At 64.4% G+C, this 26,013-nt stretch carries 43 protein-coding genes; 27 read left to right on the top strand and 16 right to left on the bottom strand.

All coding sequences use genetic code 11. The annotated features are described in order from the left end of the window. Nucleotide 1: 1 nt before the first annotated feature. The 6 genes from B2515_RS02520 to B2515_RS02495 are packed head-to-tail and all read left to right on the top strand — an operon-like array spanning nt 2 to nt 4,816. Nucleotides 2–340, top strand: a complete 339-nt coding sequence (locus B2515_RS02520; RefSeq protein WP_293873255.1) for a hypothetical protein — start codon at nt 2–4, stop codon at nt 338–340. Then, on the top strand, nt 337–864 hold the full coding sequence (locus B2515_RS02515) for a hypothetical protein (protein WP_293873252.1): 528 nt from the start codon (nt 337–339) through the stop codon (nt 862–864). Before B2515_RS02520 ends, B2515_RS02515 begins: the two co-directional genes overlap by 4 nt. Then, nucleotides 861–1,430 (top strand): hypothetical protein, encoded by a 570-nt coding sequence (locus B2515_RS02510; RefSeq protein WP_293873249.1) that lies wholly within the window; start codon nt 861–863, stop codon nt 1,428–1,430. The genes B2515_RS02515 and B2515_RS02510 overlap by 4 nt, the downstream gene beginning before the upstream one ends. Nucleotides 1,431–1,465: 35 nt before the next feature. Beyond that, nucleotides 1,466–1,822 carry an HK97 gp10 family phage protein gene (locus tag B2515_RS02505; protein WP_293873246.1) on the top strand — a complete coding sequence of 119 codons (357 nt, stop codon included), beginning with the start codon at nt 1,466–1,468 and terminating at the stop codon, nt 1,820–1,822. Nucleotides 1,823–1,853: 31 nt separating this feature from the next. Further along, nucleotides 1,854–4,052 carry a phage tail length tape measure family protein gene (locus B2515_RS02500; RefSeq protein WP_293873243.1) on the top strand — a complete coding sequence of 733 codons (2,199 nt, stop codon included), beginning with the start codon at nt 1,854–1,856 and terminating at the stop codon, nt 4,050–4,052. After that, nucleotides 4,049–4,816 (top strand): hypothetical protein, encoded by a 768-nt coding sequence (locus B2515_RS02495; RefSeq protein ID WP_293873240.1) that lies wholly within the window; start codon nt 4,049–4,051, stop codon nt 4,814–4,816. Before B2515_RS02500 ends, B2515_RS02495 begins: the two co-directional genes overlap by 4 nt. Before the next feature lie 5 nt (nt 4,817–4,821). Here B2515_RS02495 and B2515_RS02490 read toward each other — a convergent pair whose 3' ends face one another. Then, the gene (locus B2515_RS02490; protein WP_293873237.1) at nt 4,822–5,184 is read right to left on the bottom strand and encodes a hypothetical protein; all 363 of its coding nucleotides are present in this window, start codon (nt 5,182–5,184) and stop codon (nt 4,822–4,824) included. 244 nt (nt 5,185–5,428) lie between these two features. Here B2515_RS02490 and B2515_RS02485 point away from each other — a divergent pair, with 244 nt between their 5' ends. From B2515_RS02485 to B2515_RS17335, 4 genes are read left to right on the top strand one after another with little or no spacing between them, the layout of a single operon-like run. Continuing rightward, entirely contained in the window at nt 5,429–5,653 is a 225-nt protein-coding gene (locus tag B2515_RS02485) for a hypothetical protein (protein ID WP_293873234.1), read from the top strand. Between the two features lie 44 nt (nt 5,654–5,697). Continuing rightward, a complete protein-coding gene (locus B2515_RS02480; protein WP_293873231.1) occupies nt 5,698–5,961 on the top strand; it encodes a hypothetical protein in 264 nt (87 codons plus the stop codon). A 14-nt stretch (nt 5,962–5,975) separates the two neighbouring features. Then, on the top strand, nt 5,976–6,194 hold the full coding sequence (locus B2515_RS02475; protein ID WP_293873228.1) for a hypothetical protein: 219 nt from the start codon (nt 5,976–5,978) through the stop codon (nt 6,192–6,194). Between the two features lie 18 nt (nt 6,195–6,212). After that, the gene (locus B2515_RS17335; protein WP_414711355.1) at nt 6,213–6,404 is read left to right on the top strand and encodes a DUF6961 family protein; all 192 of its coding nucleotides are present in this window, start codon (nt 6,213–6,215) and stop codon (nt 6,402–6,404) included. A gap of 36 nt (nt 6,405–6,440) precedes the next feature. Here B2515_RS17335 and B2515_RS02470 read toward each other — a convergent pair whose 3' ends face one another. The 4 genes from B2515_RS02470 to B2515_RS02455 all read right to left on the bottom strand — a co-directional run bounded on the left by B2515_RS02470 (nt 6,441) and on the right by B2515_RS02455 (nt 8,052). Continuing rightward, the gene (locus tag B2515_RS02470) at nt 6,441–6,617 is read right to left on the bottom strand and encodes a hypothetical protein (protein ID WP_293873226.1); all 177 of its coding nucleotides are present in this window, start codon (nt 6,615–6,617) and stop codon (nt 6,441–6,443) included. Between the two features lie 127 nt (nt 6,618–6,744). Beyond that, complete coding sequence (locus B2515_RS02465; protein WP_293873224.1) at nt 6,745–7,179, bottom strand: HIRAN domain-containing protein; 435 nt, start codon at nt 7,177–7,179, stop codon at nt 6,745–6,747. 361 nt (nt 7,180–7,540) lie between these two features. Beyond that, nucleotides 7,541–7,735 carry a hypothetical protein gene (locus B2515_RS02460; protein WP_293873222.1) on the bottom strand — a complete coding sequence of 65 codons (195 nt, stop codon included), beginning with the start codon at nt 7,733–7,735 and terminating at the stop codon, nt 7,541–7,543. A 74-nt stretch (nt 7,736–7,809) separates the two neighbouring features. Next, the gene (locus B2515_RS02455; RefSeq protein WP_293873220.1) at nt 7,810–8,052 is read right to left on the bottom strand and encodes a hypothetical protein; all 243 of its coding nucleotides are present in this window, start codon (nt 8,050–8,052) and stop codon (nt 7,810–7,812) included. Nucleotides 8,053–8,151: 99 nt separating this feature from the next. Here B2515_RS02455 and B2515_RS02450 point away from each other — a divergent pair, with 99 nt between their 5' ends. The 6 genes from B2515_RS02450 to B2515_RS02425 all read left to right on the top strand — a co-directional run bounded on the left by B2515_RS02450 (nt 8,152) and on the right by B2515_RS02425 (nt 11,659). Continuing rightward, entirely contained in the window at nt 8,152–8,595 is a 444-nt protein-coding gene (locus B2515_RS02450) for a LexA family protein (protein ID WP_293873218.1), read from the top strand. After that, nucleotides 8,592–9,866, top strand: coding sequence for a Y-family DNA polymerase (locus tag B2515_RS02445; RefSeq protein ID WP_293873216.1), 1,275 nt, complete (start codon nt 8,592–8,594; stop codon nt 9,864–9,866). Before B2515_RS02450 ends, B2515_RS02445 begins: the two co-directional genes overlap by 4 nt. 376 nt (nt 9,867–10,242) lie before the next feature. Then, nucleotides 10,243–10,536, top strand: a complete 294-nt coding sequence (locus tag B2515_RS02440) for an excalibur calcium-binding domain-containing protein (protein ID WP_349676224.1) — start codon at nt 10,243–10,245, stop codon at nt 10,534–10,536. A gap of 42 nt (nt 10,537–10,578) precedes the next feature. Beyond that, nucleotides 10,579–10,809 (top strand): hypothetical protein, encoded by a 231-nt coding sequence (locus B2515_RS02435; RefSeq protein WP_293873214.1) that lies wholly within the window; start codon nt 10,579–10,581, stop codon nt 10,807–10,809. Next, nucleotides 10,806–11,030, top strand: coding sequence for a hypothetical protein (locus tag B2515_RS02430; protein ID WP_293873212.1), 225 nt, complete (start codon nt 10,806–10,808; stop codon nt 11,028–11,030). The genes B2515_RS02435 and B2515_RS02430 overlap by 4 nt, the downstream gene beginning before the upstream one ends. Beyond that, on the top strand, nt 11,030–11,659 hold the full coding sequence (locus B2515_RS02425; RefSeq protein ID WP_293873210.1) for an SOS response-associated peptidase family protein: 630 nt from the start codon (nt 11,030–11,032) through the stop codon (nt 11,657–11,659). The genes B2515_RS02430 and B2515_RS02425 overlap by 1 nt, the downstream gene beginning before the upstream one ends. 134 nt (nt 11,660–11,793) lie before the next feature. On the opposite strand, the gene B2515_RS02420 is transcribed toward B2515_RS02425, so the two are convergent. The 7 genes from B2515_RS02420 to B2515_RS02390 all read right to left on the bottom strand — a co-directional run bounded on the left by B2515_RS02420 (nt 11,794) and on the right by B2515_RS02390 (nt 15,860). Then, nucleotides 11,794–12,186, bottom strand: a complete 393-nt coding sequence (locus tag B2515_RS02420; protein ID WP_293873521.1) for a hypothetical protein — start codon at nt 12,184–12,186, stop codon at nt 11,794–11,796. A gap of 85 nt (nt 12,187–12,271) precedes the next feature. Further along, entirely contained in the window at nt 12,272–12,517 is a 246-nt protein-coding gene (locus B2515_RS02415) for a hypothetical protein (protein ID WP_293873208.1), read from the bottom strand. A gap of 100 nt (nt 12,518–12,617) precedes the next feature. Further along, nucleotides 12,618–12,860 (bottom strand): hypothetical protein, encoded by a 243-nt coding sequence (locus tag B2515_RS02410; RefSeq protein ID WP_293873206.1) that lies wholly within the window; start codon nt 12,858–12,860, stop codon nt 12,618–12,620. A gap of 54 nt (nt 12,861–12,914) precedes the next feature. After that, nucleotides 12,915–13,169, bottom strand: a complete 255-nt coding sequence (locus tag B2515_RS02405; protein WP_414711354.1) for a hypothetical protein — start codon at nt 13,167–13,169, stop codon at nt 12,915–12,917. 2 nt (nt 13,170–13,171) lie between these two features. After that, nucleotides 13,172–13,558, bottom strand: a complete 387-nt coding sequence (locus B2515_RS02400) for a hypothetical protein (protein ID WP_293873204.1) — start codon at nt 13,556–13,558, stop codon at nt 13,172–13,174. Between the two features lie 342 nt (nt 13,559–13,900). Then, on the bottom strand, nt 13,901–14,962 hold the full coding sequence (locus tag B2515_RS02395; RefSeq protein WP_293873202.1) for a hypothetical protein: 1,062 nt from the start codon (nt 14,960–14,962) through the stop codon (nt 13,901–13,903). 640 nt (nt 14,963–15,602) lie between these two features. Beyond that, entirely contained in the window at nt 15,603–15,860 is a 258-nt protein-coding gene (locus tag B2515_RS02390; protein WP_293873200.1) for a helix-turn-helix domain-containing protein, read from the bottom strand. A gap of 174 nt (nt 15,861–16,034) precedes the next feature. On the opposite strand from B2515_RS02390, the gene B2515_RS02385 reads away from it, so the two are divergent. The 7 genes from B2515_RS02385 to B2515_RS02355 all read left to right on the top strand — a co-directional run bounded on the left by B2515_RS02385 (nt 16,035) and on the right by B2515_RS02355 (nt 19,057). Then, nucleotides 16,035–16,427 (top strand): hypothetical protein, encoded by a 393-nt coding sequence (locus B2515_RS02385; RefSeq protein ID WP_293873198.1) that lies wholly within the window; start codon nt 16,035–16,037, stop codon nt 16,425–16,427. A 3-nt stretch (nt 16,428–16,430) separates the two neighbouring features. Further along, a complete protein-coding gene (locus tag B2515_RS02380) occupies nt 16,431–17,066 on the top strand; it encodes a hypothetical protein (RefSeq protein WP_293873196.1) in 636 nt (211 codons plus the stop codon). Nucleotides 17,067–17,070: 4 nt separating this feature from the next. Continuing rightward, a complete protein-coding gene (locus B2515_RS02375; RefSeq protein ID WP_293873194.1) occupies nt 17,071–17,451 on the top strand; it encodes a hypothetical protein in 381 nt (126 codons plus the stop codon). 2 nt (nt 17,452–17,453) lie between these two features. Continuing rightward, nucleotides 17,454–17,873 carry a hypothetical protein gene (locus B2515_RS02370; protein WP_293873191.1) on the top strand — a complete coding sequence of 140 codons (420 nt, stop codon included), beginning with the start codon at nt 17,454–17,456 and terminating at the stop codon, nt 17,871–17,873. Next, nucleotides 17,870–18,121, top strand: a complete 252-nt coding sequence (locus B2515_RS02365; RefSeq protein ID WP_293873188.1) for a hypothetical protein — start codon at nt 17,870–17,872, stop codon at nt 18,119–18,121. The genes B2515_RS02370 and B2515_RS02365 overlap by 4 nt, the downstream gene beginning before the upstream one ends. Nucleotides 18,122–18,270: 149 nt before the next feature. Continuing rightward, complete coding sequence (locus tag B2515_RS02360; protein WP_293873185.1) at nt 18,271–18,477, top strand: hypothetical protein; 207 nt, start codon at nt 18,271–18,273, stop codon at nt 18,475–18,477. Next, entirely contained in the window at nt 18,434–19,057 is a 624-nt protein-coding gene (locus B2515_RS02355) for a hypothetical protein (RefSeq protein ID WP_293873182.1), read from the top strand. Before B2515_RS02360 ends, B2515_RS02355 begins: the two co-directional genes overlap by 44 nt. A 9-nt stretch (nt 19,058–19,066) precedes the next feature. On the opposite strand, the gene B2515_RS02350 is transcribed toward B2515_RS02355, so the two are convergent. The 4 genes from B2515_RS02350 to B2515_RS02335 form a co-directional block, all read right to left on the bottom strand. Then, nucleotides 19,067–19,753 (bottom strand): hypothetical protein, encoded by a 687-nt coding sequence (locus B2515_RS02350; protein WP_293873179.1) that lies wholly within the window; start codon nt 19,751–19,753, stop codon nt 19,067–19,069. A gap of 991 nt (nt 19,754–20,744) precedes the next feature. Next, nucleotides 20,745–21,455 (bottom strand): hypothetical protein, encoded by a 711-nt coding sequence (locus tag B2515_RS02345; protein ID WP_293873176.1) that lies wholly within the window; start codon nt 21,453–21,455, stop codon nt 20,745–20,747. Between the two features lie 486 nt (nt 21,456–21,941). Beyond that, nucleotides 21,942–22,127 carry a hypothetical protein gene (locus tag B2515_RS02340; protein WP_293873173.1) on the bottom strand — a complete coding sequence of 62 codons (186 nt, stop codon included), beginning with the start codon at nt 22,125–22,127 and terminating at the stop codon, nt 21,942–21,944. An 11-nt stretch (nt 22,128–22,138) separates the two neighbouring features. Next, nucleotides 22,139–22,903 carry a M15 family metallopeptidase gene (locus B2515_RS02335; RefSeq protein ID WP_293873171.1) on the bottom strand — a complete coding sequence of 255 codons (765 nt, stop codon included), beginning with the start codon at nt 22,901–22,903 and terminating at the stop codon, nt 22,139–22,141. Nucleotides 22,904–22,949: 46 nt separating this feature from the next. Between B2515_RS02335 and B2515_RS02330 the strand changes: the two genes are divergently transcribed. From B2515_RS02330 to B2515_RS02315, 4 genes are all read left to right on the top strand, one after another. After that, on the top strand, nt 22,950–23,618 hold the full coding sequence (locus B2515_RS02330; protein ID WP_293873517.1) for an RluA family pseudouridine synthase: 669 nt from the start codon (nt 22,950–22,952) through the stop codon (nt 23,616–23,618). A 16-nt stretch (nt 23,619–23,634) separates the two neighbouring features. Next, nucleotides 23,635–24,060, top strand: coding sequence for an alternative ribosome rescue aminoacyl-tRNA hydrolase ArfB (gene arfB / locus B2515_RS02325; RefSeq protein ID WP_293873170.1), 426 nt, complete (start codon nt 23,635–23,637; stop codon nt 24,058–24,060). 28 nt (nt 24,061–24,088) lie between these two features. Then, nucleotides 24,089–24,571, top strand: coding sequence for a GAF domain-containing protein (locus tag B2515_RS02320; RefSeq protein WP_293873169.1), 483 nt, complete (start codon nt 24,089–24,091; stop codon nt 24,569–24,571). A gap of 114 nt (nt 24,572–24,685) precedes the next feature. Next, nucleotides 24,686–25,855 carry an RcnB family protein gene (locus B2515_RS02315; RefSeq protein WP_293873166.1) on the top strand — a complete coding sequence of 390 codons (1,170 nt, stop codon included), beginning with the start codon at nt 24,686–24,688 and terminating at the stop codon, nt 25,853–25,855. Nucleotides 25,856–26,013: the final 158 nt, after the last annotated feature.

Raw genomic sequence — 26,013 nt, 5'->3', positions numbered from 1 at the left:
CATGAAGCCCGCGAGAACCAACGAAAACACGCAGGATGTGCGAGCCGGCGCCCCATTGCGGGAGCGTCCGGCCGACTTCCGGGAGCAGTTCATCCGGCTCGGGTGGGATTGCGTCGATCACTATTCGACTAGCTGGAAAGTGGTCGCGCGATGGCTGGACGAGGAAGGCCGTGCCGCGGTGAAGGCCGACCGGAAGGCGTTCCGCCAGCTTCAAGGCCTCGAACATCGGTTCACGACGATCGTTGACGCCACACCCTCGGTGATGGCGGTCAGCTCCGCCCGCGCGATCGGTCGATTGATCGCCGATGTCGGCACCACGATCGGGCAGCGCACAGCATGACGTTCGGCATGCGCACCGTCTCGGGAGAGGGAAACGCCGCCGTCTGGAAAGAGGATGGTCGGCCTCTCACCGCATGGGAGCAGCGAATGCGGCTCTATCGCTGCGACGTCTGGATCCCGATCGACGACGCCGTGTACCGGCTACATCTGGCCTCCAATCAGTGCGTGGAGTTGGAGCGCCTTACGCCGGTCGGCACCCTGTGGGCCGGTACGCCTGCGAGCAAAGAGCCGAAAGACCGAGCAAAGGCGCCGACTGCCCATGGTCTGGCGATGTTGCGGCTGGCTCTCGTCGGCGGCGGCATGGGGGTACGATTCGGAAACCGGTTCGTCGTCTCACCCACGACGGCGATGGAAGTTGCCGATTACGTCGCATCACGCCCGCTGACGGAGCTGTGGAGGATCGTCCGCACCGTGACCGAGGCGATCCAGCAGGGGCGGCCAGCGACACCCGAAGAGATCGCCACCTTCAGCATTCCTGATGCCGCACCGCTGATCCCCGCCTGGACCTTGGAGTATCGAGCATGACGACCGACACCATGACCGTTCAGGCCGACGAGGTGATTGCGGAGATCGTTTCAATGCCAGCGGTTGAACGCCTGGCGCAGCTCTGCGCTGACATCCAGGCCCGCCCCCGCCGGGTGACGTGGGTCGAGGTGCCATTCGGAGACGGCGTGTACCGGTTCCATCTCGGTCGCCGGCAGATCGACGAACTGGAGCGGGCCTCAGGGTACACCGGCCGGGACGGCGAACTCGTGCCGCTGGGTGTAGCAGCCGTCTTCGCCCGTGTTGCGAAGGGTCGCGCGTTCTTGCCAACCGGCGAGATCGACTGGTCCAACATCACCGAGGCGGAGATCCTCGCAAGCGAGATCACGCAACGCGACTGCATCGAGACGATTCGGCTTGGGCTGATCGGGGGCAACCGCGGCGTCGTCGATGGACGGGAAGTTACCGTTCCTCCCGCTCGTGCCATGGAGTTGCTCAACACCTACGTGGTCGGTCAGCCGATTGAGGATGCATGGCACTACGCCTTCGCCACACTGGGCGCGCTGATCTACGGCATCGAGGCGCCCGCGGCGGACGAGCCAGTCTGATGGGCCGGGGTGGGTTGAAACGCTTGGCCGCAGCCATGGAAGCTGAAGTCGGCAAGGCGGTGCTACAAGGCGCACGGCTGGTCGAAGATCGAGCAAAGGGCCTGATTACCGAAGGGTCTGCGTCGGGCAAGGGCCACGTCGCCAGCCGTCCGGGGGAAGCCCCCAACAACAATCTGGGCGATCTGGTCCGCGGCATCACGCACGATCAGACCGGCCCCACCAGCTCGGTTGTCGTCTCGCAGTCCCAAGCTGCCCTGTCACTGGAGGTGGGCACAAGCCGTATGGCTGCCCGCCCTTACATGGGACCGGCTGCGATGATGGAAGCCGGTGCCATCAGCAAGCTCGTTGCTGGAGCCGTCGGCCGCGCCGCCGCGAAGGCGCAGACAGACTGATGCGCCGCCGTAACGCCATGGGGGACCGGGCATGACTTACACCGCCGAAACCGTGTCGGTCGAGATCATCGCGAAGCTGGCCAAGGCGAAGGCTGACGTGAAGGACATGGACGCGACGTTCACGTCCTCGACGAACAACATGCAGCGATCGGCGAAGCAGCTTGAAGGGCATCTAGATCAGCTCGCCCGCAACAGCACGGCCAGCTTCGACCGTCTTGGCACGGGCGCCAAAAAGGCCGCGGATGACATCGATAAGTCGGCAGGCCGGATAGCCAACGCCCGGCGGAACCTCGGACGGCAGGTGGCAGACGTCGGGGCGCAGGCATCGGGCGGACAGAATCCCGCCCTCATCTTCGCCCAGCAGGCCCCGCAAATCGCAGATGCGCTGGCAGATGTCGGCGGCGCCGCCGGACGGGTTGCGTCATTCTTCGCCGGTCCATGGGGCGCGGCCATTCTCGCTGCCGGTTCGATCCTCGGCACTGTGCTGATCCCGCGCCTGCTAGAAGGTGGCGATGCGGCGGACACCATGAGCAAGGCGCAGATCGACCTTGCCCGGTTCGTGGACACGGCCACCGGCGCGATCAATCGCCAGACCACGGCGGTGCAGCGCCTCGCTGCGGCACAGGCCCGCCAGGGCGACATCGAGAGCGGCACCCGGTCGTATGCAAGCTCTCGCAATGCGACGATCACGTCCGTGAAGAAGGCGGCGGGCATCATCGACACGACACCCGTGTTCACGGCCGGCGGCGTCACCGTCCCGAAGCAACAGGACACCACCGATCCTATTAAAAAGCGGTTGCGGGAACTCGCCGCTGAGGCTGTCCGCACCCGTCAGCCGATCAACGACTTCGCTCTGGCCGTTCGGCAGGCTGTCGGCGACCGTCCCGAGTACAAGAGCCTGGTCAAGACCATCACCGCGTCGGCGGCGGCGACCGTCACCTATGCGCAGAGCGTGCAGCGGCTGAAGGCGGAACAGGCTGTACTGACCGGCACGGCCACCGCACAACAAAAGGCGCTGCTCGGCATCGGGAAGGCCACGACGGGGTTGGTCGAGAAGCAAGTAGCGCTGGCAACTGCCACATCGGCGGTGGAGAAAGCACGGGCGAGGCTTGCGCTCGTGCAGGAGCGCGGCCGATCGGTTCAGGCGGGCGACGGCAAGGCGCTGGAGCAATACCGGGCCGATCTCACGAAGGCGCAGACGGCGGTCAATTCGGCGGAGGCTGCCGAGAAGTCCGCTGCGCAGTCGAAGCGCGATCATGCCAAAGCGACACGCGAGGCGGCCAAGGCGGAACGCGAGCGGCTGAAGGATATTCGTGACACCGCCCGTGCCGAGCGCGAGCTGTTGGGGCTTCGCAGCGACCTGCTATCTTCGAAGTCGGACCTGACGTCGGACACCCGGTTGCAGGATGAATTCAGCCGGCAGCGGATCAAGCTCGACCAGCAGGCTCAGGTCGGCCGATTGGACGAGCAGAAGGACCGCGGCGATCTTACCCAGGCGGAATATGACGCCCGCAAGAAGCTGATCGACGAGATCACGCAGAACCGCCTGGACTTGGTGAACCGCAACGAGTCGATTCGGTTCGCGAACGAAGAGTTGGAAACCGCGCAGGCGCAGGTCGGCCACCAGCGGGACATACTTCAGGCGCAGGAAGGGCTCGCTCGCACGACAGCCGAGCGGCGCGCGATCGAGCTGAAGCTGTTGGAGCTTGGGCTGGAGGAGCAGCGCCTTGCCGCGCAGAAGGTGGTGGACCTTGCCGCGCAAGGTAAGGCGACCCCGCAGGAGGGGGCGCTCGCGAAGGGGGTGCTCGACTCGATACCCTCGCTGCGACAGTTCGGCACGGCGGCGGTGAACCGCAACAACCGTGGCCCTCTCGCCGCCTATCTCGACGAGATCCCCGCCAGCGGCGACGAAGTCAACGAGGCGCTGGAAGGCATTGCGGTCGGAGGCATCGAGAGGCTGAACGATGGCCTGGCCGAAGCCGCCTCGAACTTCCTGAAGCTGCGGGGCGCGGCTGGAGATGCTGTGTCGGGCATCATCGCGGACCTTGCCCGCCTAGCGCTCCGTCGTGGCCTGCTAGCGTTGTTCGGCGGCGGTGCGGGTGGTTTCGCAGCCGCTGCCACCGGCGGCGGCGGCGGATTGGGTGCCTTGGCCGGTAACCCCCTGACTATGGACGCTCCCACCATCGTGCCGCTGGCCGGACAGTTCCGCCCTTGGAGTGCAATCGCATGAGCTCGATCATCATCATCCAGAAGACCGATGCCGTTCATTTGATCACCGACGGGGCGTTCTATGACCCCGATGGCCGAGTGACGGACGTTCGGAGCAAGGTTGCTGAGCTTACTCGGTCCGGATGCCTGATGGCCGTCAGGGGCGCGAACTATCCCTCCATGCCGTTGGAGTTTCTCCTCGGGCTACAGCCCAGCTTCGACTCGATTATGACCGCGCTTCCAAACACCCTCCGCAGCATCCTTCAGATGTTCGACATCGTCACCAGCGACGTCGCCCCATGCGTCGAGCGGCATTTCGAGGTGACGATCGCGGGCTGGTCGAACGAACGACAGGCTTGGACGGCGGGCATTGCGAGCACGTTCCAACGCTGCGACCCCGAGGACGTTCAGGGCATTTCTTATCTGGACGGGTATGAGCCCTGTATGCCGCTTTTGGCTGCTCCGGCGTGCTGCATGCCCGCGGTGGACGGCGTCGGGATATTGGGACGCGCGTTTAACACGCAGGAGGATGTCGACAACCTAGATCCAGTTAGGGAAGGCCTGTTGCTCCACGAGGCTCAGCGGCTGGTCGTTGGCATCACAGGCGATGGCCAGATCCAGTATCTCGTCGGTGGACTGGCCGAACTGGTGACCGTGTCTGCCGCCGGCATCACCCGCCAGTTGCTGCGTCGTTGGCCAGATCGGATCGGCGAGCTGATTACGCCGGAGGGTGCGGAACCAGTCGAGGACGTAAAGGCGAGATTGACGGAGCAGATGGCGGCCTAGCGCCGTCACCCACGCCGCTGCACCGCCTTCGCCGCCGCCGCGAAAGACGAATAGACGAACCCGCCGGCGCGATAGCCGTGCGCGTCATGGGTGATGCCGAGCCGCGACATGGTCTCCTCATCTTCCGGGGGAGCGGCTTCTGCCGCGACGCTCGGTAACAGTGCGCCGGCCGCGTGCAGAATGATCCCTGCGAGGAACAGCGCCGATGTGCCCATCGCTGCCAAAAGCTGCCGCTGCTGGAGCGCCAGGTTGGTGACCTCGCCACCGCCGTACAGCGCCGCATCAACGCTGGTCGGCATCAAAAAGACGATGGCCAAGAACCCGGCGGCACCGATCGCCGCGATGATTGACCCTATGTCACGCATCATGCCCTCCTGTTGGGTGGCGCAGCTGAGCCGATGAGCGGGACAGGTGCAAGCGACGATCAGCAATAGCTTACTGCCCCGGCCCGTTCCCCGCGCGGTCTTTCGTTGCAGCTCACGAGACTGGGGCGGTCGCGCCCAAATGAGATCGAGGGAACTCGTAAGCCCAACCTTACCAGTTTTCCAGCGACGCTGCGTGAAGCTGCCGAAACGATGCGCCGGGCGTTGGGCTGCGGAATAGGAGATTACGATGTCCGAAGATCATGACGCGAACGGCAGCTCCAGCTCGGACGATCGAGGGCAGGCCATCGATAAAGCTGCGACGTCATCTGTCGACAAGAGCACGATCTCTGACCAGTCCGATGACGGGAAGGGGCAGAGCGACACTGGTCGCGCCGATCAGACGGACGGCAAGGAGGAGAAGGCTGGCGAAGCGGCTCGTGCTGCGTTCGATCCGGACGAGGACCAGGTGTAACCAACGCAACTTCTGCAATCGTGTGTCAGGGAGAAGGATGAGCGATGGAGATCACGAGATTACCGAGCGGCCAGCGGGCGCCTGATGAAGCGGACTGCATAAGCATCGAGGAAAAGCCTGACGGCACTTTCGAGCTGCAAGGCGCCGCGCTCATCACGTGTGGCGATGGGGAGGAAGCCGAGTCTGTCGCCTTGATGGGGCTGCCGTCGTACGTGTCGCGCGAGGAAGCCGAGAAAGTGGGCTTGGCTTGGGCCGCTGAGCAATGCGTCAAGCGACTCTATATCACCGATGTCAGTTTCAACGTCTAACCGAGGATCAAGAGATGAGGTTCGTTCAGATTGAGATGCTCCCCTCGGGCAAGGCGCTGGTGGACATCGACAAGCTGACCCACGCCGTACCTGAAGGCGATGGATCACGGCTGTTCCTTGGGGCGCAGCATCTCGACGTGCCGCACACGCTCGCCGAACTTGAGAACGTGCTGGCTGGCCGCGACCGGACGGACAATGGCGAGAACAGCACAGCGGGGTTTGGCCGGCGGTAATCCGCAGCGGATGATCCGATGGCGACCGATCACGAGCTATGGGCCATCGCACTGAAGGTCGAACAGGACCACGGGGGCGGAGCACCGAGACACATCGCCGAGCGGATAGGCGCTGCAGCCATCGCTGGCGAATGGGAGGCGGTCGCATTGTGGAAGGCGGTCGCGGCGAAGTACGATCTGCTCCGTCAGGGTGCTAGCACGCGGTCTTGATGCCGCGCGACCAGGCATTCGGAACGCTGCCCCCGCTTATCCATATCGCTTAACGTTCAAAAAATACGTGATCCGGCTGTACCGCTCGACTCGCTCTGCATCTTCCTCGCGCAACGCTGCCTGGAGGATGTCGACTACGACCTGATAAACCCGATCGCCGTGGAACGCCGCCAAATGCACGGCTTCCGCCTGCTCGTCAGGCGTGATCATCATCTGCACTGTACCCTTTAGGTGAAGGTACGCAGACGTCGCCGTCGTGGATGCGCCGGACTGGCATAGCGACGACAGAATGATCTCGCCGAGCGCGCACGGCGCCCGCCCTTCACGCCTGACGGCATCATCACGCGCCCCATTCTGGCCCGTCTTCGTCCGGGTAGAAGGCGTGCGGGTCATACGGCTCCGATCGCCTTACGGGTCGTGGTGTCGGTGCCGATGTAGCTGGCGTGTCTGACACCGACGGCAACGTCGGCGCACCTCCACCGAACCTGACCCGGATGAACGCTGATCCGCCATCAAGGCCCTGGAAGATCGCCTCGGCATCCTCACCGCGGGCCATCCGCCCGCCGATGTACGGTGCCCGCTCGGCGTTGATGTAGCCGAGTTGCACGCCGCGTGGACTCATTACCGCGATGGCGTTGCTGTCATGCTTGTTCTTCGGCTCCGGGATCAGTTCGACGGGTTCCCCGGGCAACGTCATCATCGCCTCGGACCGACGGTTGCTGCCGTCCGCGTTCGGAAAGTCGATGCCGACCACGGCAAGGGTAAGTTCCTGCATATGCGACCATCTATGATCTTGCAGACGTTGGCATAAGGCATAAATTCGGTTGATGGCTGCCTTCGATGACACCTTCGATCCCGACCTTGGTGCGGCCTGCAATCGGTTAGCGGCGTTCGTGGAACCGCTGCCCGAGGGCGCAGTGATAGATCCGGCGTCGCAGCTGACTGAGCGCGATCTCGCAATGATCCTCCGTCGGCTATACGATACGCGGCAGACTGCACAGGTCGACAGGGGCGGCCAGAGCGCGTCACGGCCCCCAGCTCGCGCCTCGGTGCCACTCACCGCCAAGAGCTAGGTTCAGCTTCTCTCCTGCGATCGGCTGGTCCGCGCAACCCGTGAACCAGCCGTATCTTGGAATTCAGATTGGCTTGGCGCCGGGCGTGCCGCACTTGGCGAACTTTCCATTGGCGGCCTTACAGCGCGTCGCCTTCGGCGGCGCCTTGGGCGGGCATTTCGTGAACTTGCCCTTCGCGTCCTTGCATGGTGCAGCCATCGACGGCGTTGCGGTCGCCATCAGGCCCACGCTGACAGCGGCAAATAGAAGTTTGCGCATCAACATCCTCCCGCCCGGAGATCGGGCTGATCAATGCTGCGTCCCCGTCTGCGCCACGTCAAATGACGATCACGTTATGGCCGAAACGGTAGATTGTCGGGTCTCGCCGGGGCCGATCCACGGCGATCCTTGGCTACCTGGACGATCACCGCCGTCGAGAGCAGGATCGAAGACACCAGCCCGCCAATCGCCAGTAGACCGGATGAACTGATCGCGACATCCGCCCGCAGGACAGACCGTCGGCCGATCTTCAGCTTCAGGCGGGCGTGATGCCGATGATGGTGGCCGGCGGGGCCGGTGGCGTCCTTGATATGCATGGCCGATCAAACGCTGTTTTTGGAACCCGTTCAGCATCATGCGACGAACCGCGTCAGATTCCGTGTTCCTCTTTCGTTCTGTAGGGCGTTACAATGCGCGTGACCGAGGGAATCGAGATGAACACGTTGCGGCTGCACGAAATTCCGTACGAACTGGTGCCGCGCGAGGTGCCGTTCTTCCTGTGCCGCACGCCTGCCGGCTTTCCGTCGCCCGCGCAGGACGACATGGAAGAGCCGATCGACCTCGGCGCCTGGCTAGTGGAGCATCCTGCCGCCAGCTACATCATGCGGGTGGATGGTCAGTCGATGGCGGGCGCCGGGATCAACGACGGTGACCTCATCGTCGTGAACCGTGCGAAAACGCCGCGATCTGGCGCCATCGTCGTGGCGCTGGTGCACGGCGACCGCACGCTGAAGCGGTTGCGCCATATGGACGGGCGCTATTGGCTGATCCCTGAGGCAGAGGGCTATTCGCACATCCTGGTCGATGAGCATGTCGAGATCTGGGGCGTCGTGGTCGGCGTCGCCCGCAAGATGGCATGACCACGCCGATCGCCCTGATCGACTGCAACAACTACTATGTCTCGTGCGAGCGGGCGTTCGATGCCAGCCTCGTCGGCGTGCCGGTGATCGTCCTGTCGAACAACGACGGCTGTGCCATTGCCCGATCGGCCGAAGCGAAGGCGCTGGGCATCAAGATGGGTGACCCCATCCACCATCTGCGCGACAAGGTGAAGCAGCATCGCATCCGCGTGCTGTCATCGAACTACACCCTGTACGGCGACATGCAGCGCCGGGTGATCGCCGCCTGCGAGGCGTTCGCCCGCGACTTCGAGATCTATTCGATCGACGAGACCTTCCTCGACCTCGCCGGCTTCGAGGATCGCGATCTTGTCGCACACGCTCATGAGATGCGGGATCAGGTACGCCAATGGACGACGATCCCGACCTGCGTGGGCATCGCCGAGACCAAGACGCTGGCGAAGCTCGCCAACGCAGCTGCCAAGAAGAACCCAGGCTTCAACGGGGTGGCTGATCTCCGCGACGACGGCGTCCGGCATGAGGTGATGCATGCCTTCCCGATTGGGGATGTCTGGGGCGTTGGCGGTGCCACGGCCCGCAAGCTGGCGGACCTCGGCATCACTACGGCTGGGACGTTGCGCGATATGCCGATGAAGCAGGCGCGCGCGGTCGGCACGGTCGTGCTCGAACGTCTTGTCGCCGAGCTGCGCGGTGTCCCGTCGGCCGCCGTCGAGATGGTCGCGCCCCCGCGCAAGGGGATGGCCGTGACGCGGTCCTTCGGGACGCCGGTGACCACGTTCGACGGCCTGATGGGCGCGCTCAGCCAATATGCCCTGCGCGCTGGCGAAAAGCTGCGGCAGCACGGCCTCGTCGCCGCCAGGCTGACCGCCTTCTTCCACACCAACCGTCACAAGCCCGACCGGCCGCAATACGCTGGATCGCGCACGGTGACCCTGCACCCGATGACGAATGACAGCCTTGAACTGATCGCCGCCGCCCGTCGTGGCGCTGAACGGGCGTGGCGGGACGGTTACGCGTATACGAAGGCGGGCATCACGCTAGACGACCTTGTCGCCGTAGACATGCGCCCTAGGACGCTGTTCGAGGACGACAGCGGCAAGCGCGATCGGTTGATGAGCGCGCTGGACGAGATCAACGGCAGGTTCGGCAAGTGGACCGCCGTGACGGCATCGCAGGGGTTCAGGCGCGAATGGAAGCTGCGGTCGGAGAACCGCTCGCCGGCATGGACGACCAGCATCGCCGAGGTGCCGACGGTGAAGGCATCGAGCTGAACGTCGCCCACCCTTGGTCTACGCGCCCTCGATCACCGTAGCAGCGGCGATAATCACCTTATGGAATGCACGGGTCGCCGCAGGATCACAGATCGGCGGCTCGTTGCTCAGACGGCGTCAACCTTTCCTCGACCAACGATCCACCCATCGCCAGCAGCCGCGCTGGCGGAGGGAGAAGCACGATGGCATTCTACGTCGCTATGTCCGGTTTTATTGCTGCCAACCTGACGGTGATCGGCGCCGAAATGCGCAACATGCGCGACGCGCGCAAAAGCCCAGCCCGCAACAGGTAGCACCAGACGCTGTTTGGCCGGTCGACTCTGACAGGCAGGTCAGGAATACTCACCAAACGAATCGATGATCGCAGGGGGCGGTTGTGCTGAACTTGGTGGTGGCCGCGACCGCGGCGATTTTCGTCACGGTGGCAATCGCTGAAGAAGCTGACGCCCGCCGGGGCCGCGGAGGCGGCTACAGCCGAAACTATGGTTCGACAAAAGCCCGTCGCATCCGGTCGGGCGCGAGCTATGCCTACGCCGGAGGGGGCGGTGGTGCCTCCTACTATGCCAATTGCTCTGCGGCGCGGGCCGCCGGCGCTGCGCCAGTGCGATCGGGGCAGCCTGGCTATTCGCGCAAGCTCGATCGGGATGGCGATGGGGTCGGGTGCGAGTAGTCGACGCTCGACGTTTTCGCCGGGCCTCCGCATAAGCTCCCCATGACGAACGGCGAACCGACTCAAGAATCGGATAACATTGAATATCTGCGCCAGCGAGAAGCGGACGAGCGAGCAGCCGCAGAAGACGCAGCCTGCATGGCGCGTACCGCGCATGACGACTTGGCAGACGAATATGCCGACCGTGCCGAGGCAGAGCGGCAGGCGGAGGCGCAAGCAAATGCCGAGTGCACAAGGCTGTTGACCGAGATCGACAAGGTGGGCCGGGCATGAGCAAGGACAACGAGATCGGCACGATCGAGCGGGCATTTCAACTCGCTCGGTCCGGCGCGTGCCATTCCGTCGCGGACATTCGCACGCAGCTCACCGCCGAAGGACACGATGGTGTCCATGGTCATCTGAATGGCTCGACTATCCAACGTCAGCTGAAGGACGCTTTGGCCGCACGGGGACTGACATCCTCCGCAGATGAGGATGACGAGATTGATGCCTGATGTGTAACCGTGCCCGCCTGTCGAGCGAACCCGAGACGCTGTTCGAACGCTTCGGCGCCAGCTGGGCTCAGGACGTGGTCCGGCCGAACAGGGATCCGGTCGAGCTGTTCCCGAAGAGCAAGGCGTTCATCGTTCGGGATGAGAACGGTCGGCGTGCTGTCGACCTCATGCTGTGGGATGTCCTTGGCGGTGGTGCTGCGTGGCCGATGACCAACGTCCGCAACCTGGGCCTGCCCCAGTGGCGGCGACTGGCTGCCGAACCGCACAATCGGTGCCTCGTGCCGCTGACCGAGTTCTGCGAGTGGACGCCTGACAAGCACAAGGTTGGTGATGGCCCGCCGATCAAGGGCGAGATGTGGTTCGACGTGCCGGATCAGCCGGTGTTCGCCGTCGCTGGGTTCTGGCAGCAGACGGCGAAGGGGGCAGGGTTCACGATGGTCACCTGCGATCCGAACGAACTGGTCGCCCCGGTTCACCCAAAGGCGATGATCACCATCCTGCATGAAGCGGACTGGCAACGGTGGTTGCGCGGTAGCTACGACGATGTGGTGGCGCTCCAGCAGCCATACCCGGCCGACAAGATGACGGTGCGCGGCCCGGTGTTTCCGACGAGGACGACTACCGGCTAATGATGGTCGCCCTGCCGGCGGGAGTGACGAGCAACCGGGCAGAGCGTCGTTCCACCATGACCTTGCCGACAGTGGCGAGCAACGGGCATGGCATGACAAATCGCATCCAGAATCCCGCCTTGGTACGTCAGCGATTACGTCGGATTTTTCACCTTCGTGTACGGGACGAACTGGCCGAGTGAGACGAAGCCCCGCGGAAAGCGTGAGCCGCGATCGATCAGCCGCACGGTATCGATGCTGCACAGCTGCGAGCCGAACGTCCGCGTGAACAGAATGTCGTCATCGCGCAGTGACTCGGCGCCCGAGCGAGGTTCATTGACGTACAGCCGACTGCCATCCCGGTAGATGATCGCCTTACCGTCGATGATCTGGGTCGAGTTGACGCCGGACAGCGTGATGCAGTTCGTCGGCTTGCCAGCCACACGTCCGGCCAACGCCTTCTGCAACTGGATCTCAGGGGTATCGCGATGAGCAGCAACGGCGGGCGTCGCGAGGGTAACCGCCGATATGAGCAGTGATCTAAGCATAATCGCCAACTAACCGAGTCGTGCTGAACCGAGGCTGACCCAGGCGCTGTCTTGGGGTGCTGTAACGCACCCCAAGCCTTCAGCTTCAGCGGCAGATGCGAACACGGTGATGGTGGCGCCATTCCGTGCGGCAGCGCTGATGACGGTCCCGGCCATAATGATGCCCGCGGTCATTCCGGCCATAGTGACGGCCACGGTCGCCGCGGTCATTCCGCTGCTCGTATCGCCCATGATCGCGGTCGCCGTTGTAGCGCTGTGCATCGGCACTGGCACTGGCGCCCATTGCAGCTGCGAGCAGGCCCGCTGCAGCGATGATCTTGGTGATCTTCATGTTGTGTCCTTTCGCCCGGAGATTGGGCATGGCCCCTCAATAGGCTTGAGGACGCGCATCTAGCCTGAACGGGGTTGTAGGCTGACGTGCAGGTACGTTGTCAGTCTGCCACGTAGGGATGCTGCGCACGAACGATGTCGACCGCCTGCCCGATGGCCTTCTTGTCTGCAGCCCGCCCGTTTGGCGTAACCTGCCAATTCGACTTCACGTTCATTGCGATCGGCAGCTTCTCGACCACGCCGACCTTCGCCGCCCAGTCTTTCTTGGTCCCACCGGCCGCTCCGGCGAGTAGCGTCGTCAGCAGCTCGCCAAGCTCATGAGGCGTGTGAATGTGAGTCGCCATGCCGCAAGCATCCGCCTTCGATCTCCTGGAGTCGAGTCGGTCAAGCTGCCTGGGTCAGATCACGACCGACAGAAGCAGTTGCCGTTCTTCCATCGAGGTAAGCGCCCACCGTGCCTCTTGAGCTGCGCCGACGGCCTGCCGGTAGTGCACCGTGCCGAACCGTTCAGCCTCATCGAACCCACACGGCGCCCATTCCTCTGTTGGATAGCAGGCGTTGTAGATCGCACGCGCGGCTGCGCGTAGCTGGAGATCGTGCTCCATACCGAGGCTCCTGATGCTGTCGATGCGCCGGCGTCCGGCGATGGCCAAGGCTACGCCGATCGCCGATCGATTCGCAAGAACATTGCATGAACAAACAATCGGTGGCAGGCGGCGGCCACCATGGAGGCATGCACATGATCGAGCAGAATGACGATGATCGACCCCAAGTTGCCTTCGGCCGATGGCTGCTGACGCAACGGGACCGCGGCGACTGGGTGGGGGGCATCGCCGAAGCTGCCCGAGCGGACCGCACCTTTCCGCGGGACGGTGATCCCGAGGCCGTTCGCGCTCACCTCCGCAAACAGCAGGCCGACGGCGATGCCTTCGCCGCGATCGACGACGCGGAGAGCGATTGGATGGCAGCCTGATCGATGATTGCCATGATGTTGGCCGCCGCTGCGTTGCGGGCGTTCACTTGCGACGTCGTCCGCGTCCATGACGGCGATGGCCCCCTATGGTGCCGATCCGGCGAGAAGGTGCGCATCGCCGGCATTCAAGCACCGGACTTCGAAAGCGCCGAACCATGCCGCCGGCCTGATGCTCGTCGTGCAAACTATAGCTGCGACGATCGCGCCGCCGCCCACAGTCAGCGGATCGTCTCTAGCCTCGTCCTTGGCAAACGGCTTTCCTGCCAGCCGGTAGGCAAGAGCTACAACCGTGTGGTCGCGCGGTGCACCCTGCCGGATGGCCGATCACTGTCGTGCGCGGCCATCGCGGCAGGCGGTGCGATACGGTGGACTAGGTATTGGCGTCAGTACGGCATGGGCGAGTGTCGATGATCAGGCCGCGACGCCCATGGCCGGAACGACGCCATACTCGCATGCGATCTGCATTGCCGCGCGGCGGATGGTCGCTTCCCGGTATGCGGCACGACCGGCCCCTAGACCGCCGCGACGAGCGGCGTCGATAAAGAAGACGAACGGCGTCACAGCATCAGGCTGCCACATCCCCTCAAGAGCCTCGATCGTGTCCTTGATGTTGCGCTGATCGTCATACCCGTTCGACGCCAGCCGAATGCCCAGATCCCAGTCGGGATCGATCGCCACCTGCGAGGTGGCCAGCTCGGTGAACAGCTTGACCGTGCCCGGGGATAGGTTGACCGGCAAAGCATAAGGAACCGCATCAGCGATCACGACATCCTCATGCACCACCGCCAGCGGCTCATCGGGTGCCTGCTCGTTGTCGAGGGGCCGATTGGCAGGACCATCTTCGTTGTCACCGAAGCGATACAGGTTGGGGTCGTCGCTGCCTGCCTCACACGGCTGCGATCGAGACCTGTCGCCCATCCGGCCGGGCCGGACCTTCGCGCGGTGCCTGTAAATCGCGATGACCTGCGGCACAGGAGAGTCGGGTCCGACGCGATCCCAGTCGTGGCCGTCCCAGCGGATCAGATTGGAGATGATGACCCGGACGTCCTCGCTGACATTAGCCAGATGCCGCGGCTCGACGCCATCGCGGAACATCAACGCGAAGAAGGCTGCAACCTCCTTATGGACCCCAGTCGCGAGGCGCTGCGCTTCCTCGGCCTCGTGTTTCTTCAGCGCCACGACCGCTTCATCCCGGCGCTGCCGAGCGATCTCCATGGCCAGGTAATTGGCCAACGCGCGAAGACCGCCATCCTTCTCGAACGCCTTGCGGGCCCGCGCGTACGCCACCTGCGAGTTCTCCGCATTCTTGCGCAGTGGCGTCGTATAACCTTCTGGATTCTGGAACTCGCGACCAGCGTGCTGGCGGGCGTGATCGCTGGCACGCTCCCGTTCGACATTGGCGCGAAGCCCCTCGGCCTCCGCAGCATGCCTATCCGCCAGACGGTTGACGGTCTTCAAAAGCTTGTCGAGCATGGGTCCTCCTGTGCGTTGCTCGACACGCCTTTTATGCACGGCCACGAGATAAAAGAACGTGTTTTTCGTTCATGTCGTAGCCGGCCATCGAAGACGTTGGATGAGCGACGAAGACGTCACAGCCTGCTTCAAGGCCGCTTCCCTCGAAGCTCAACTGCAGGCGCAATACCGCTGATCCGTGGCACGCCACACATCAGCTGCTTTGAATGATAATCACTTTGTCATTCATAGCTGGATCAAGTTCCGCTGCCAGAATCGGCACCGGTCGCGCCTGCGGGCGCTCTGGGCGGTCCGTCTGCGGACCTTGGGTTGCCGCTGCGCGGCTCGCGAGGAACGGCCCACGCCGCCGATCCAGATACAGTTGGAAGACCATTGCCCCTGATGGGCGATGGAGAAAATGAAATGAGCAATCCCAGGAACTGGCGCGGACGCGGGCGCACCGAGACGCCGAACAGCCGGCAGAAGCGCAATAAGCTATACCTCGATTCGCACCCCACATGCCACCGGTGCGGTCAGCGCCCGTCTGCGGAGGCGCATCACGATCTGCCCCATCGGCATCCTGCTCGATACGATTGGCGGTTTATGCGGGCGCTCTGCGTCCCGTGTCACATCATCATCCACCAGCACTGGCAGCCGATCGTCACCGCGCGTCAGCGGAGCTCGTAACGCCCAACCGAACGCCGGGACCGCCAGGTGCGGTTTCGCCGTCAGCTAGAAAGACAACGCCTGCCGCCTCCAGCGCACGCTGGATGGCGGTCAGGTTGTTGCCGATCGGCACCGAGCGACCAGCTTCGAAATTTCGAACCGTCGATACGCCCACACCTGCCGCCTTCGCGACGTCGGCCTGATCGAGTGACACAAGCGCTCGGGCGGCACGGCAAGTAGACGGTGTCAGCATAGTTAAGGCGTAAGACTACAACGCCAGCAGTGCAAGCTAACGATGAGCGTTGACATGATGCTCAACAGCTACCATAACGCTCAACGTTACCCGATACCAACGGGAACAGCCCAGCAGGGTGCAACCAACACCGCTGCCGGGCCTGACCGCAACCGATCGTACAAGGATCAAGCTATGGCTACCGCGCCCCTTATCATCATGGACCCTGCCGTCGCCAGCCCGGCGGTGATCGCCGCGACCGCGCACGCGAACGACAATCTTCGCAGCTGGACGGACGACCGCCGCGCCAAGCTGCTGCTCGCCTCCTGCGCCGCTCTGATGCCGCACGGCGAATGGCACCGCGCCTATCACTCCTACGGATATGGCGAGGGCTTCCGCTACATCGGCTACCGCGTTGATGCGCTGACCGCGATCCGCGACGAACACGGCCAGCGGGCGCTTGACCTGTACCATGCCGAGGGTGACCCGGCCTATGCCGTCTTCGCGCTGCACTGCCAGTCCGCCAGCGTCACCGACGCCATCGACACGGCATGCGAAGCCGCCCTTGCCGCGAAGATGGAGGGCTGATCCATGCTCAACCGTCGTCACATCATCGGGAGCGCCGCGGCGCTCCCGGCCATCGTCATCGCCTCTTGCGGTGCCACCCCTGCCACGGCTGCAACCCTTTCGCCGGACCTCGCCGCGCTACTGGACAAGGCTGCGCAAGCGTCGCTCGTGCTAGAACTGCACAACCGCGACGTATACTTTCCCGCCAAAGACAAGGCGGACGCTGCTATCGAGGCGCTGCCCCATACGACCGTCCACGCCGGTCCGAGCATCACCGGCGGACATGTCGTCTGGTCGACCGAGAAGCCCAGCACCGTCGCAATCGCCCGCTCGATCGTGGACATGGCCCGCGAAGGCAAGGACATGACCGGCGCCGGTCTGGTTCACGCACGCACGCTTGCCGCTGCCCAACTGCGTCGAGAGCGCGCCTCCAATCGCATAAGGCGGGACACCGGTTGTGCCGCCGCCGGTAAACGCAGCGACGAGCTGACCAGCGAATGTTGCGCTGCGCAGTACGACGTAGGCCAGCACCCCGTCAGCACTGCTTTCGACCTTGCCGCCAAGATCGCTTTCTTGGTCGAGCACGAGCTGGGCGACGGCATGGACTGGCTGGAAGAACTGCATGCCGATGCCCGCCGCATCGCTGGACTGGAGGGCTGATCCGATGACGACGTACACCACCCGCCGCATGCTGATCGGGGGCGCTTGCTTGGCCAGCGTAACCCTGATCGCTCCCGCCGTAGCAGCCTCCGTCACAGCGGTTGCCGCTAACACCGAATGGACCAAGGCGGTGGCAGCGTGGAACGCCGCCCATGACGAGGTTGCACGTCTCAATGCCGTGCCGGGCGGCGCCTCGGATGAAGCCATGGATACGGCAGTTGATCAGGAGGGGGCCGCAGTGCGTCACCTTGCCGCCCTGCCCGCGCCAGATCGCGCCGCCGTCGGCGTGAAGATCAACGCATTGCTCGACTATCTGGAGGGCTGCGAGATCGACATTCCGACGCTGCGCAAGATCGCGGTGGATGCCCTGCGAGCGGAGGCATGAGCATGAAAATCGAAACCACACGCCGCGCGATGCTCTCTGGCACAAGCCTCGCTCTGGCCCCCTTGATGGTCGGCGCTACCCCGCCGCCGGTCCGTGGCGAAGTCGAATTAGCCTTCGCGGAATGGAAGGCGATCCGCCGCGCGATCAACGCGGCAACGAACGACGACTATGACGAGGGCGATCATCCGATCTGGCATCGCCTGAAGCGGGCCGAGCACATCATCCGCGACAGTGACGAGACGGGGCCGCGGGTAGCTGAGATCCGGATGTGGCTCAGCCTTACCGGCGATCTTGTCTATCGTACCGAGAACGACGCGATGGACCGCGAGGATGTGGATTGGCTGATGGCCAACGCCGACGAGCCGGAGCTTTCCACCATCATGGCGCTGCGTGCGATCAAGGCGTTGCGAGGTGCGGCATGAACCCGCTTTTACAAACGCGCCCTGCGACGATGACGACGCCCTCCACATTCAACCCCACCGCCTGGCTGCACGACCTCGTCAAGATCGGCGGCGGCTATGCCCTCGCATCCGGCCGAAAACTGTGGCTGGTCGTCGAGCAATGCCCGGCAGACGAGCTGACGCCGCTGATGGCGCAGATCGTGGGCCACCCTGATCGTGCGGAGGCGGTTCGGGTCACGATCGAGCGCCGTCAGAACGGGGAGGCATGACGATGGGCATGATGCACCCAGCGCCTCGCACTGGACATCGCACCGGCTCGCCTTGGCCGCGTCGTCAACGCCGCCGGTGGCTTCGCGGTGATGACGTAGTGACAGCCGGGCAACTGCTCGCCGCTATCCCGTCGCTCCCCCGGGCCGAATTGTCGCGCCTGACCGAACGGCTGATCGACCGCATGGACGAACTCGACGGCGATCTTGTCGAGGCGAACGGCGACGAATTGGACGGCACCGGCGGGGAAGACGACTTCGTCGATCATAGCGCCAACTGGCTGGGATACCCCGGTTGCCCCGTCAGCGATCCCGGTGAAGACGACCATCATCACCGACAGGAGAAAGCATACGAATAGCCCCGCCACGTGGCAGCCGGCATCAGCCCGGCCGTTGCAACATCGGCCCGTCGCCCGCAGATCGCGGGTGGCGGGCTTCGGGCGTGTCCACCGGTTCAAGGACAGCCACGACCTCGCGGCGCAGTACGGGCCGGACTGGTGGATCCCGATTTATCGCCGCGCCTTCCCGACGTTGATGTCCGCGGTTGCTGTGGAGCATGACGGGTGGGCTCAGCGCGGGGGGATAGACCGGCTGCTGACGCTGTCGTGCGGTCGGACCTATACGGTCGATGAAAAGATCAGGACTCAGGACTGGCCGGACGTGCTGCTGGAGCGGTGGTCGGATGAGGCGCGGCAATCACCTGGTTGGGTGCAGAAGCCATTGGCGTGCGACTTCATCGCCTACGCCCACGCGCCCGCAGCGACATGCGTCCTCCTGCCGGTGCCGGCGCTACAGCGGGCTTGGCGGCAGCATGGGCGCTCGTGGATCGGGCTGTATGGTCAGCGGCGGGCGGAGAACCCCGGCTATACGTCGGTCAGCGTGCCGGTGCCTCGGGGTGTCCTGATGCAGGCGATCGTTGAGGCGATGTTCGTGAGCTGATGCCGGCGCTCAGATGGTCGGCCATAGCCCGGCAATATTCTCACATTCGGCTGAAACGTCCTTCATCCGCGCAGTCGTTGCTTTCACGCCCGGAAACACCTTTCCGCACCCCACATCGATCACCTTGCAATAGTCGGAAAAAACGGCCTCATCGGGCCCAAGTAAATGTGTTCTGCAGAATTCCTGCACGACGGCGGAAACATAGCCCGCCGATTCAGCGGTCATGGGAAACGATTTAGTGAAATGCAGCTTGATTGCGCCCACGAGTTTCTTGCCCTTCGGCCCGGTGCCACGCACCACAATCTCGGGTCGTACGCTGATCTTAACACCGTGGATCGTGACCTTTTCTGCGACGTGGCTTCCCAACTCTGGCTCGCCATCGATCGCAAGATCGTCCAGCATATCCAGAAAGCGCTCAAGCGCGTCGATGTTGGCATTGATACGTCGAATCGTGCCGATTTTACCGGGGGACTGCTGCTTCAGCGCGGCGATCTGATTCTCGATCGGGACCGCATCGACGCACCCATCCGCAACGTATTTCCGGACCGATTCGCTTGCCTCTCTGTGGAACATGCCCATTTGAAAATCAGGATCGGGATACTTCCGGTCACGAAGCAATTTTCGTTGGCGGGCTCCCTTGCTGACGATGTACTCGGCGAGTTTGTTGACAGAGAGTTCGGGCTGATTCACACTCATCGTCGGCCTCTCGCGTGGGAAATTAATATGAGTTTTCAGGCGGTCGCACATAGCACGAACCGACTCAGTCTTGTGATAGGCGAGATAACCGCAGCCGAAGCCGAAGCCGCTGCCGATAGCCCTATGGTCGATGGTGCTGGAATTTATCTAGTTTCGGTTGATAGGCAATCCCCGACCGGCTTTGGCGAAGTCTTGGCAAAATTCGTCTCCGAGGATGCTGCCCGCGAGTTGGCTAGGTTCTTCAGCCTCTCTGGTCGTCTAGAACCAGCGTGAGCCTCACCGTTGGTTCCCGCCAGTAAGATCGGACATGCCATCTGATCTTGATTATTGCCGCTAACACCGATGGTCGAGAACGGTCACCCGTGGGTTAGTGCGAACTGCGCAGACTGAATAGGCTAGTCAGCACGCGCCGGGTGGGGCGGAGCAAATTCCACATCAGGCCGCTGCAACCTATCAGTGAAATAGTAGAGGCCAACCAGCGTGGCGACTGCGGTGTGCGCTAGCCAGAAGTTGTAGCCGAACAGGAAGAACGTCCCGAGCCATGCCCGAGTGGCGCCTCCAACCATAAGGCGGAGACCTGGAGCACATAGGATCGCACCGAAACCGAGGAGGTAAAGGCCGAACACTGAGAAAGACAAGTAGCCAAACAGCAGGCATAGAAAACGCTGCCGGATGAGAGGGGTGGACTCGCCAGCTACCATCGGAGCCGGGTATCCTGCCAGCGGTTGCCGTAGGGCGGTGGTTTGTGCCGTCGTGAGGAGTGTAAGGGCGGCTATGAAAAATCCACCAAGGATCGCGTACATCGGCTGCAAACCGGCGATGTATCCTGTGGCGGAAAATGGAGAGGGAATCGCGGGCCATAGGCGTAGCACGGCCGTTAGCGCTGTCGCTCCAGCCAACGGCATCCAAGCGTCCCAACGCCACTTAACTGAGTGTTGGATTCGAAGGTAGCGAAGCGGGGCCAGCAGCAACTTTTCCTCCTCGCGGTGAACTAGCTAAACCGTTCAGCCATGGCCGTGATAAAATCACCGCGTAGCGTATGGCTGCATTCCGACATACCAGCCTCGACGTGAATTAGCTCGCGCTTAGTGAACATCGCCTCGCCAATGTCGTCCAAATCCGTGTCGATCTCGCTATCGCTGTTCCTCGTCGCTCCGGCAGGCCGCCAATTAATTCGCATCCGCTGATAACCGGCTTCGCGCGCGCGCGCGCTTAGAACTTCAAGCGCAGCGCGACGCTCACCGGGAGGGGCGACCAGCTCCACGCGCAACATCCTACGCTTCGGTCTGAAGACGCCGGGTTCGTCGAACGTGTGATCGGGCGTGCTATCTATCAGTTCGATCGGCGCGAAAGTTCCCGTTCTCAAAGCCTCTTCCATTTGGTTCGACTTATGGCCACTCATGTGGGCCACGGGGCGAACCGAAACCGGCCGGCCAGTCGCCGGGCTGATAAAATTGTCCCCGCGATCGCTCGCGATTGTAGCAAACTCGCTATTCAGCAGCCGCTCGACGGTCGTGCGTCCCAAACCCGTGGTCTGTTCAAGCATCATCAAATATCGGCCAGGATGACCCGGCGTTGTTGTTGTGCGAAGAATGCAATGTGCGCTGGCGCCTTTTGCCTCATGTGGCTGTCGGTCAGCATCGCGAGCAGTCCCGACGTCAAAATCAATGAATGATGGATCGGCGGCGGTCTTATTGCCCAAGGTCATAACCATACTCAAACAGGGAGCCCCCCCAACGTCCAGCGCTCTCGCTTGCGCGATCCGAAGGATCCTCCTGTCTCGATCGATTGTTTTAACGCTGAGGTTTCGCTCAATACGGTGCTGCAGGAGGGGGACGAGCCCAACGAGATCATACGCCGGTCCTTGCGAGGGGGATGACAAGATCTCCAGATCGTAGAACAAGCACCAACGGTCGTAACGATCAACCACACCCATCTCCCCTGTGTGATGACGCTATTTCGAGCCGGTGACAGAGTCCATGGCTCCCAACTCAGCAGGAGGGTGGACTTGGCTTAACTGCTCGCCTGGTTCTTACGAACAGAGATGTGCCAAACAGCTCACCATGATTACCCGGTGATTGCTAGAAGGTTTGCTGGCACCCGTGGACTCGCAAAAAACCAAGGCATCCCTGCCAATTCGCACTTACATATGCCTGAAATGTGGTATTTCAGGTATATCCGACGGTAATTACCGGAACAGCGCCGGGATCGCCTGAAACAATGTCACGCCGGCGAGCGGGCCGCAGACCAGCATCGCCACGTTGAACAGCAGGATCGCCGTCACCGCCGTGCGTTCGCGCGGCGTGAGCGGCGGGCGGCGGGGTGAAGGCTCCCAGCGGGGCGGGGGCGGCTGCTCGCTGAAGTCCATGAACATCGTCCGGCTCCTTATCTGCGCCGCCGCCTCTTCTTCGGTTCCGTCCATGGCGGCACCGCCACATACACCACCGGCGTCACCGACGCGACCGTGACGACGACCCGGTCGACCGCCGGATCGGCGGGAAACTGATCGCGCGCCCGGGCGAACAGGAACCGCGCGCGGGCGGCGCCGGGGGCGCTTGCGTTCGCCCCGACCCAGCGCCAATGCCACGGTTCCCACTTCACGGTCTGGCGGTTGCCGCCGGGAAACGACATCTCGAAGCCGAAGCGCGGCGCGTTCGCCACCAGCCAGCGCGCAGCCGGGGTCGCCGCCATGCACGCCTCCGCATCGGGACAGCCGTTGGCCGGGCGGACGGCGAAGTCGATCGCATAGCCGGTCGAATGCTCGCTATGCCCCGGCGGCGCGACCGAGATCGCACGCGTCGCGTCGGGGTTGCCGCTTGTGTCGGGATGTTCGCGGCAGAAGACGTTGGCCTGGCGGATGATCGACCGGTGGCAGGAGAGGCCGCGGAGCTGTCCGATCACCGCCGCATCGCCCTGCGCGGCGGCGAGCAGGCGTTCGAGGTCGGGGATCATGTCGCGCCGGACCATGCAGGCGTTGAGCGCGAAGCCGGCGGGCGCGGGGACCAGATCGGACGGGGCGGCATCGCCATAGGGTAGATGGCCGTAGACGCGGCCGTCGCTCGCCATGCTCGCGGTGGCCCCGGCACACAGCTGCGCGTCGACGGGCGTGGCGAGGATCGCGGCGAGCAGCAGGGGGAGGACGCGGCGCATGCAACGGCTCTGGCGCGAAGGGGCGGGGAGTGGCAAGGCGTTTCGCATGCATGGCGACCGCGTATTGTTCATCGACGGCGAGGCTCTGGTCATCGACAAGCCCGCGGGCTTGCCGGTCGACAAGCCGCGCGACGGCTCCCTCAGTCTGGAAAACCACCTCGATTCGCTGAAGTTCGGCTTCCAGCGCTGGCCGACCGCGGTGCACCGGCTCGACCGCGACACCAGCGGCTGCCTGCTGCTGTCGCGCAACCCCAAGGCGCATGCCCGCTTCCAGCAGGCGTTCGAGCGCGGCGCGGTGGAAAAGCGCTATCTCGCCATCCTCGCCGGTGTGCCGGCGGAGGCGGAGGGCGTGATCGACCTCGCGCTCGGCAAGGTCAGCACGCGCGAGGAGGGCTGGCGGATCGTCGCCGATCCGAACGGCAAGGCGGCGAGCACCGCATGGCGCGTCGTCGCGACGCGCGATGGCCATGCGCTGGTCGAGTTCCGCCCGGCGACCGGGCGCACGCACCAGATCCGCGTCCATGCCGCCACCGGGCTGGGGCTGCCCGTGCTCGGCGATCCGCATTACGGCGCCGGCGAACCCGGCGGCATGATGCTGCACGCCGCCGCGCTCACGATACCGCGCGCCAACAAGGACCCGATCGTCGCCGAGGCGCCGCTGCCGGCGCGCTTCGGGGACTGGCCGGGGATCGCATCGGCCGCCGAGGCGGCGTGACCGGAGCGGCGCGCGCATGCCGCTGATCCAGGTGACGCGATCGATCGCGATCGACGACCGCGAGATCGAGGAGAGCTTCACCCGGGCGTCCGGTCCCGGCGGCCAGCACATCAACACCACCGACAGCGCGGTGATGCTGCGCTTCGACGTCTGGGGCTCGCCCAGCCTGCCCGACATGGTCAAGCAGCGGATGAGCGTGCTCGCCGGATCGCGGCTGAGCAAGGACGGCGTGCTGACGCTGCGCGGCGACGGATCGCGCTCGCAGGAGATGAACCGGCGCGAGGTGCGCGAGCGGCTGGTCGCGCTGATCCAGGAATCGACGATCGTCCCCAAGAAGCGCCGCCCGACCAAGCCGAGCCGGTCGGCGAAGGCACGCCGCGTCGACGAGAAGAAGGGGCGCAGCACGGTCAAGGCCGGGCGCGGCAAGGTGCGGCTGGATTGAGCCGGGCGCCGCGCCTACATCGCCCGCCATGTACCAGTTCGATATCTCCGCCGGCTCGAAGGCCGACCTGTACCGCGACCTGTTGTCCGCACTCGACGCGCTGACCGCGGACGAACCCGACGGAATCGCCAATATGGCGAATGCCTCGGCGCTGGTCTGGCAATATCTGCCCGACCTCAACTGGGCCGGCTTCTATCGGCTGGTCGGTGACGAGCTGGTGCTGGGGCCGTTCCAGGGCAAGGCGGCCTGTATCCGCATCCCGGTCGGCAAGGGCGTCTGCGGCGCCGCCGCGGCGACCCGCACGACGCAATTGGTCGAGGACGTCCACGCCTTTCCCGGCCATATCGCCTGCGATGCGGCAAGCCGGTCGGAACTGGTCGTGCCGATCGTCCGCGGCGACATGCTGATCGGCGTGCTCGACCTCGACAGCCCCGAACCGGCGCGCTTCGACGCGGAGGATGCCGTGGGTTGCGAGGCACTTGCGGCTCTGCTGGCGACGCGGCTCGGCTGATCCAAAAGGGGACAGCGGTCCGCTGGCGACTCCAGGAACCAAGTGATAAGCCAATCGTCAACACGATGTTAACCGTCGGCGCGAGGGGGCGCGCGCCGGAACAGGGAGAAGACGATGCGGACCTGGTTAATCGCGACCGCAGGGCTGGCGCTGGCTGGGGCCGGCGGTGCCGATGCGCAGCAGCGCGTCGTCGCGCATGGCCCCGGCGGGATGAGTCCGGGCGCGGGCTATCCGGCCCCGCGGCAGGGCATCGCACCGACGCCGGCGATCCAGCCCCGTGGACCATGGCAGCCGCAGACTTGGCAGCGCGGCGGCTATCCCGGCCAGCGCCCGACGGTGCAGCCCGGCCGGCCCGTCGGCTGGAACGGCAACGGCCGGCCCCCGATGGTTCACCCCGGCCAGCCGCGCTGGGGCAGCAAGGTCGGCGGCCGCTGGTGGGGCGGGGCCAACGCCCCCGGCGGCTGGAGCGCCTATCGCCGGCCGTATCGCGGCTATGCGCTGCCGACCTATTGGGTCGCCCCGCGCTTCTATATCAGCGACTGGCAGTCCTATGGCCTGACGCAGCCGTCCGCCGGCTATAACTGGGTGCGCTATTACGACGATGCGGTGCTCGTCGACGCGCGCGGCTCGGTCTACGACACGCGCGACGGCATCGACTGGGACCGGTATGACGACGGCTATGACCGTGGCGACGACCGCGTCTACGCCGATGGTGGTTATGACGACCGCGGCTATGACGACCGGGGTTACGACGATCGGGGTTACGAGGATCGCGACTACCGGCGCGACGACGGCGTCGGCGGGGCGGTGGCGGGTGCGGCCGTCGGCGGCGTCGCCGGCAATCTGATCGCCGGCCGCGGCAATCGCCTCGGCGGGACGCTGATCGGCGCGGGCGTCGGTGCCGCCGCCGGCTATGCGATCGACAGGGCGGAGGATCGCCGCGCCCCGCCACCGCCGCCGGTCTACGACCGCGGCCATGCGGTGCCGGTCGCACCGGACCGCGCCCCGCCGCCACCGGTCGGCTATGTGCCGGGCGGGCAAAGCTGGCGCTCGGCGGACGGCACGACGACGGTCACCACCACCAGCGGCGCCGGCGGCTATTATCGCGGCGGCTATTTCTACCCCGGCGCGTCGACCACGACGGTCGTGGTGCAGAGCGCACCGGTCGTGACCACCACGACGACCGAAATCTACGAGGACGCCGTCACCTACACCCGCAAGCCGCGCGCGCGGACCAAGACGAAGCGCGTCTGGCGTCCGGCCCCGACCTGCCGGTGCAATTGACCATGGCAATCCGGCGCAGCGCACTGACGCAGGTTTGAATCGTCATTGCGAGGAGCGTAGGGACGCGGCAATCTAGAGCGGTCCGCGTGTGGCTCTGGGTTGCTTCGCTCCGCTCGCAACGACGGACGGTGGAAAAGACCTCCGCCCGCTGCCCCGAA

Origin of the sequence: Sphingomonas sp. UBA978 (assembly GCF_002292295.1) — a bacterium.
Classification (GTDB): Bacteria; Pseudomonadota; Alphaproteobacteria; order Sphingomonadales; family Sphingomonadaceae; genus Sphingomonas.
The sequence above is the reverse complement of the archived record's forward strand: the minus strand, read 5'-3'. Positions and strand labels throughout refer to the sequence as shown.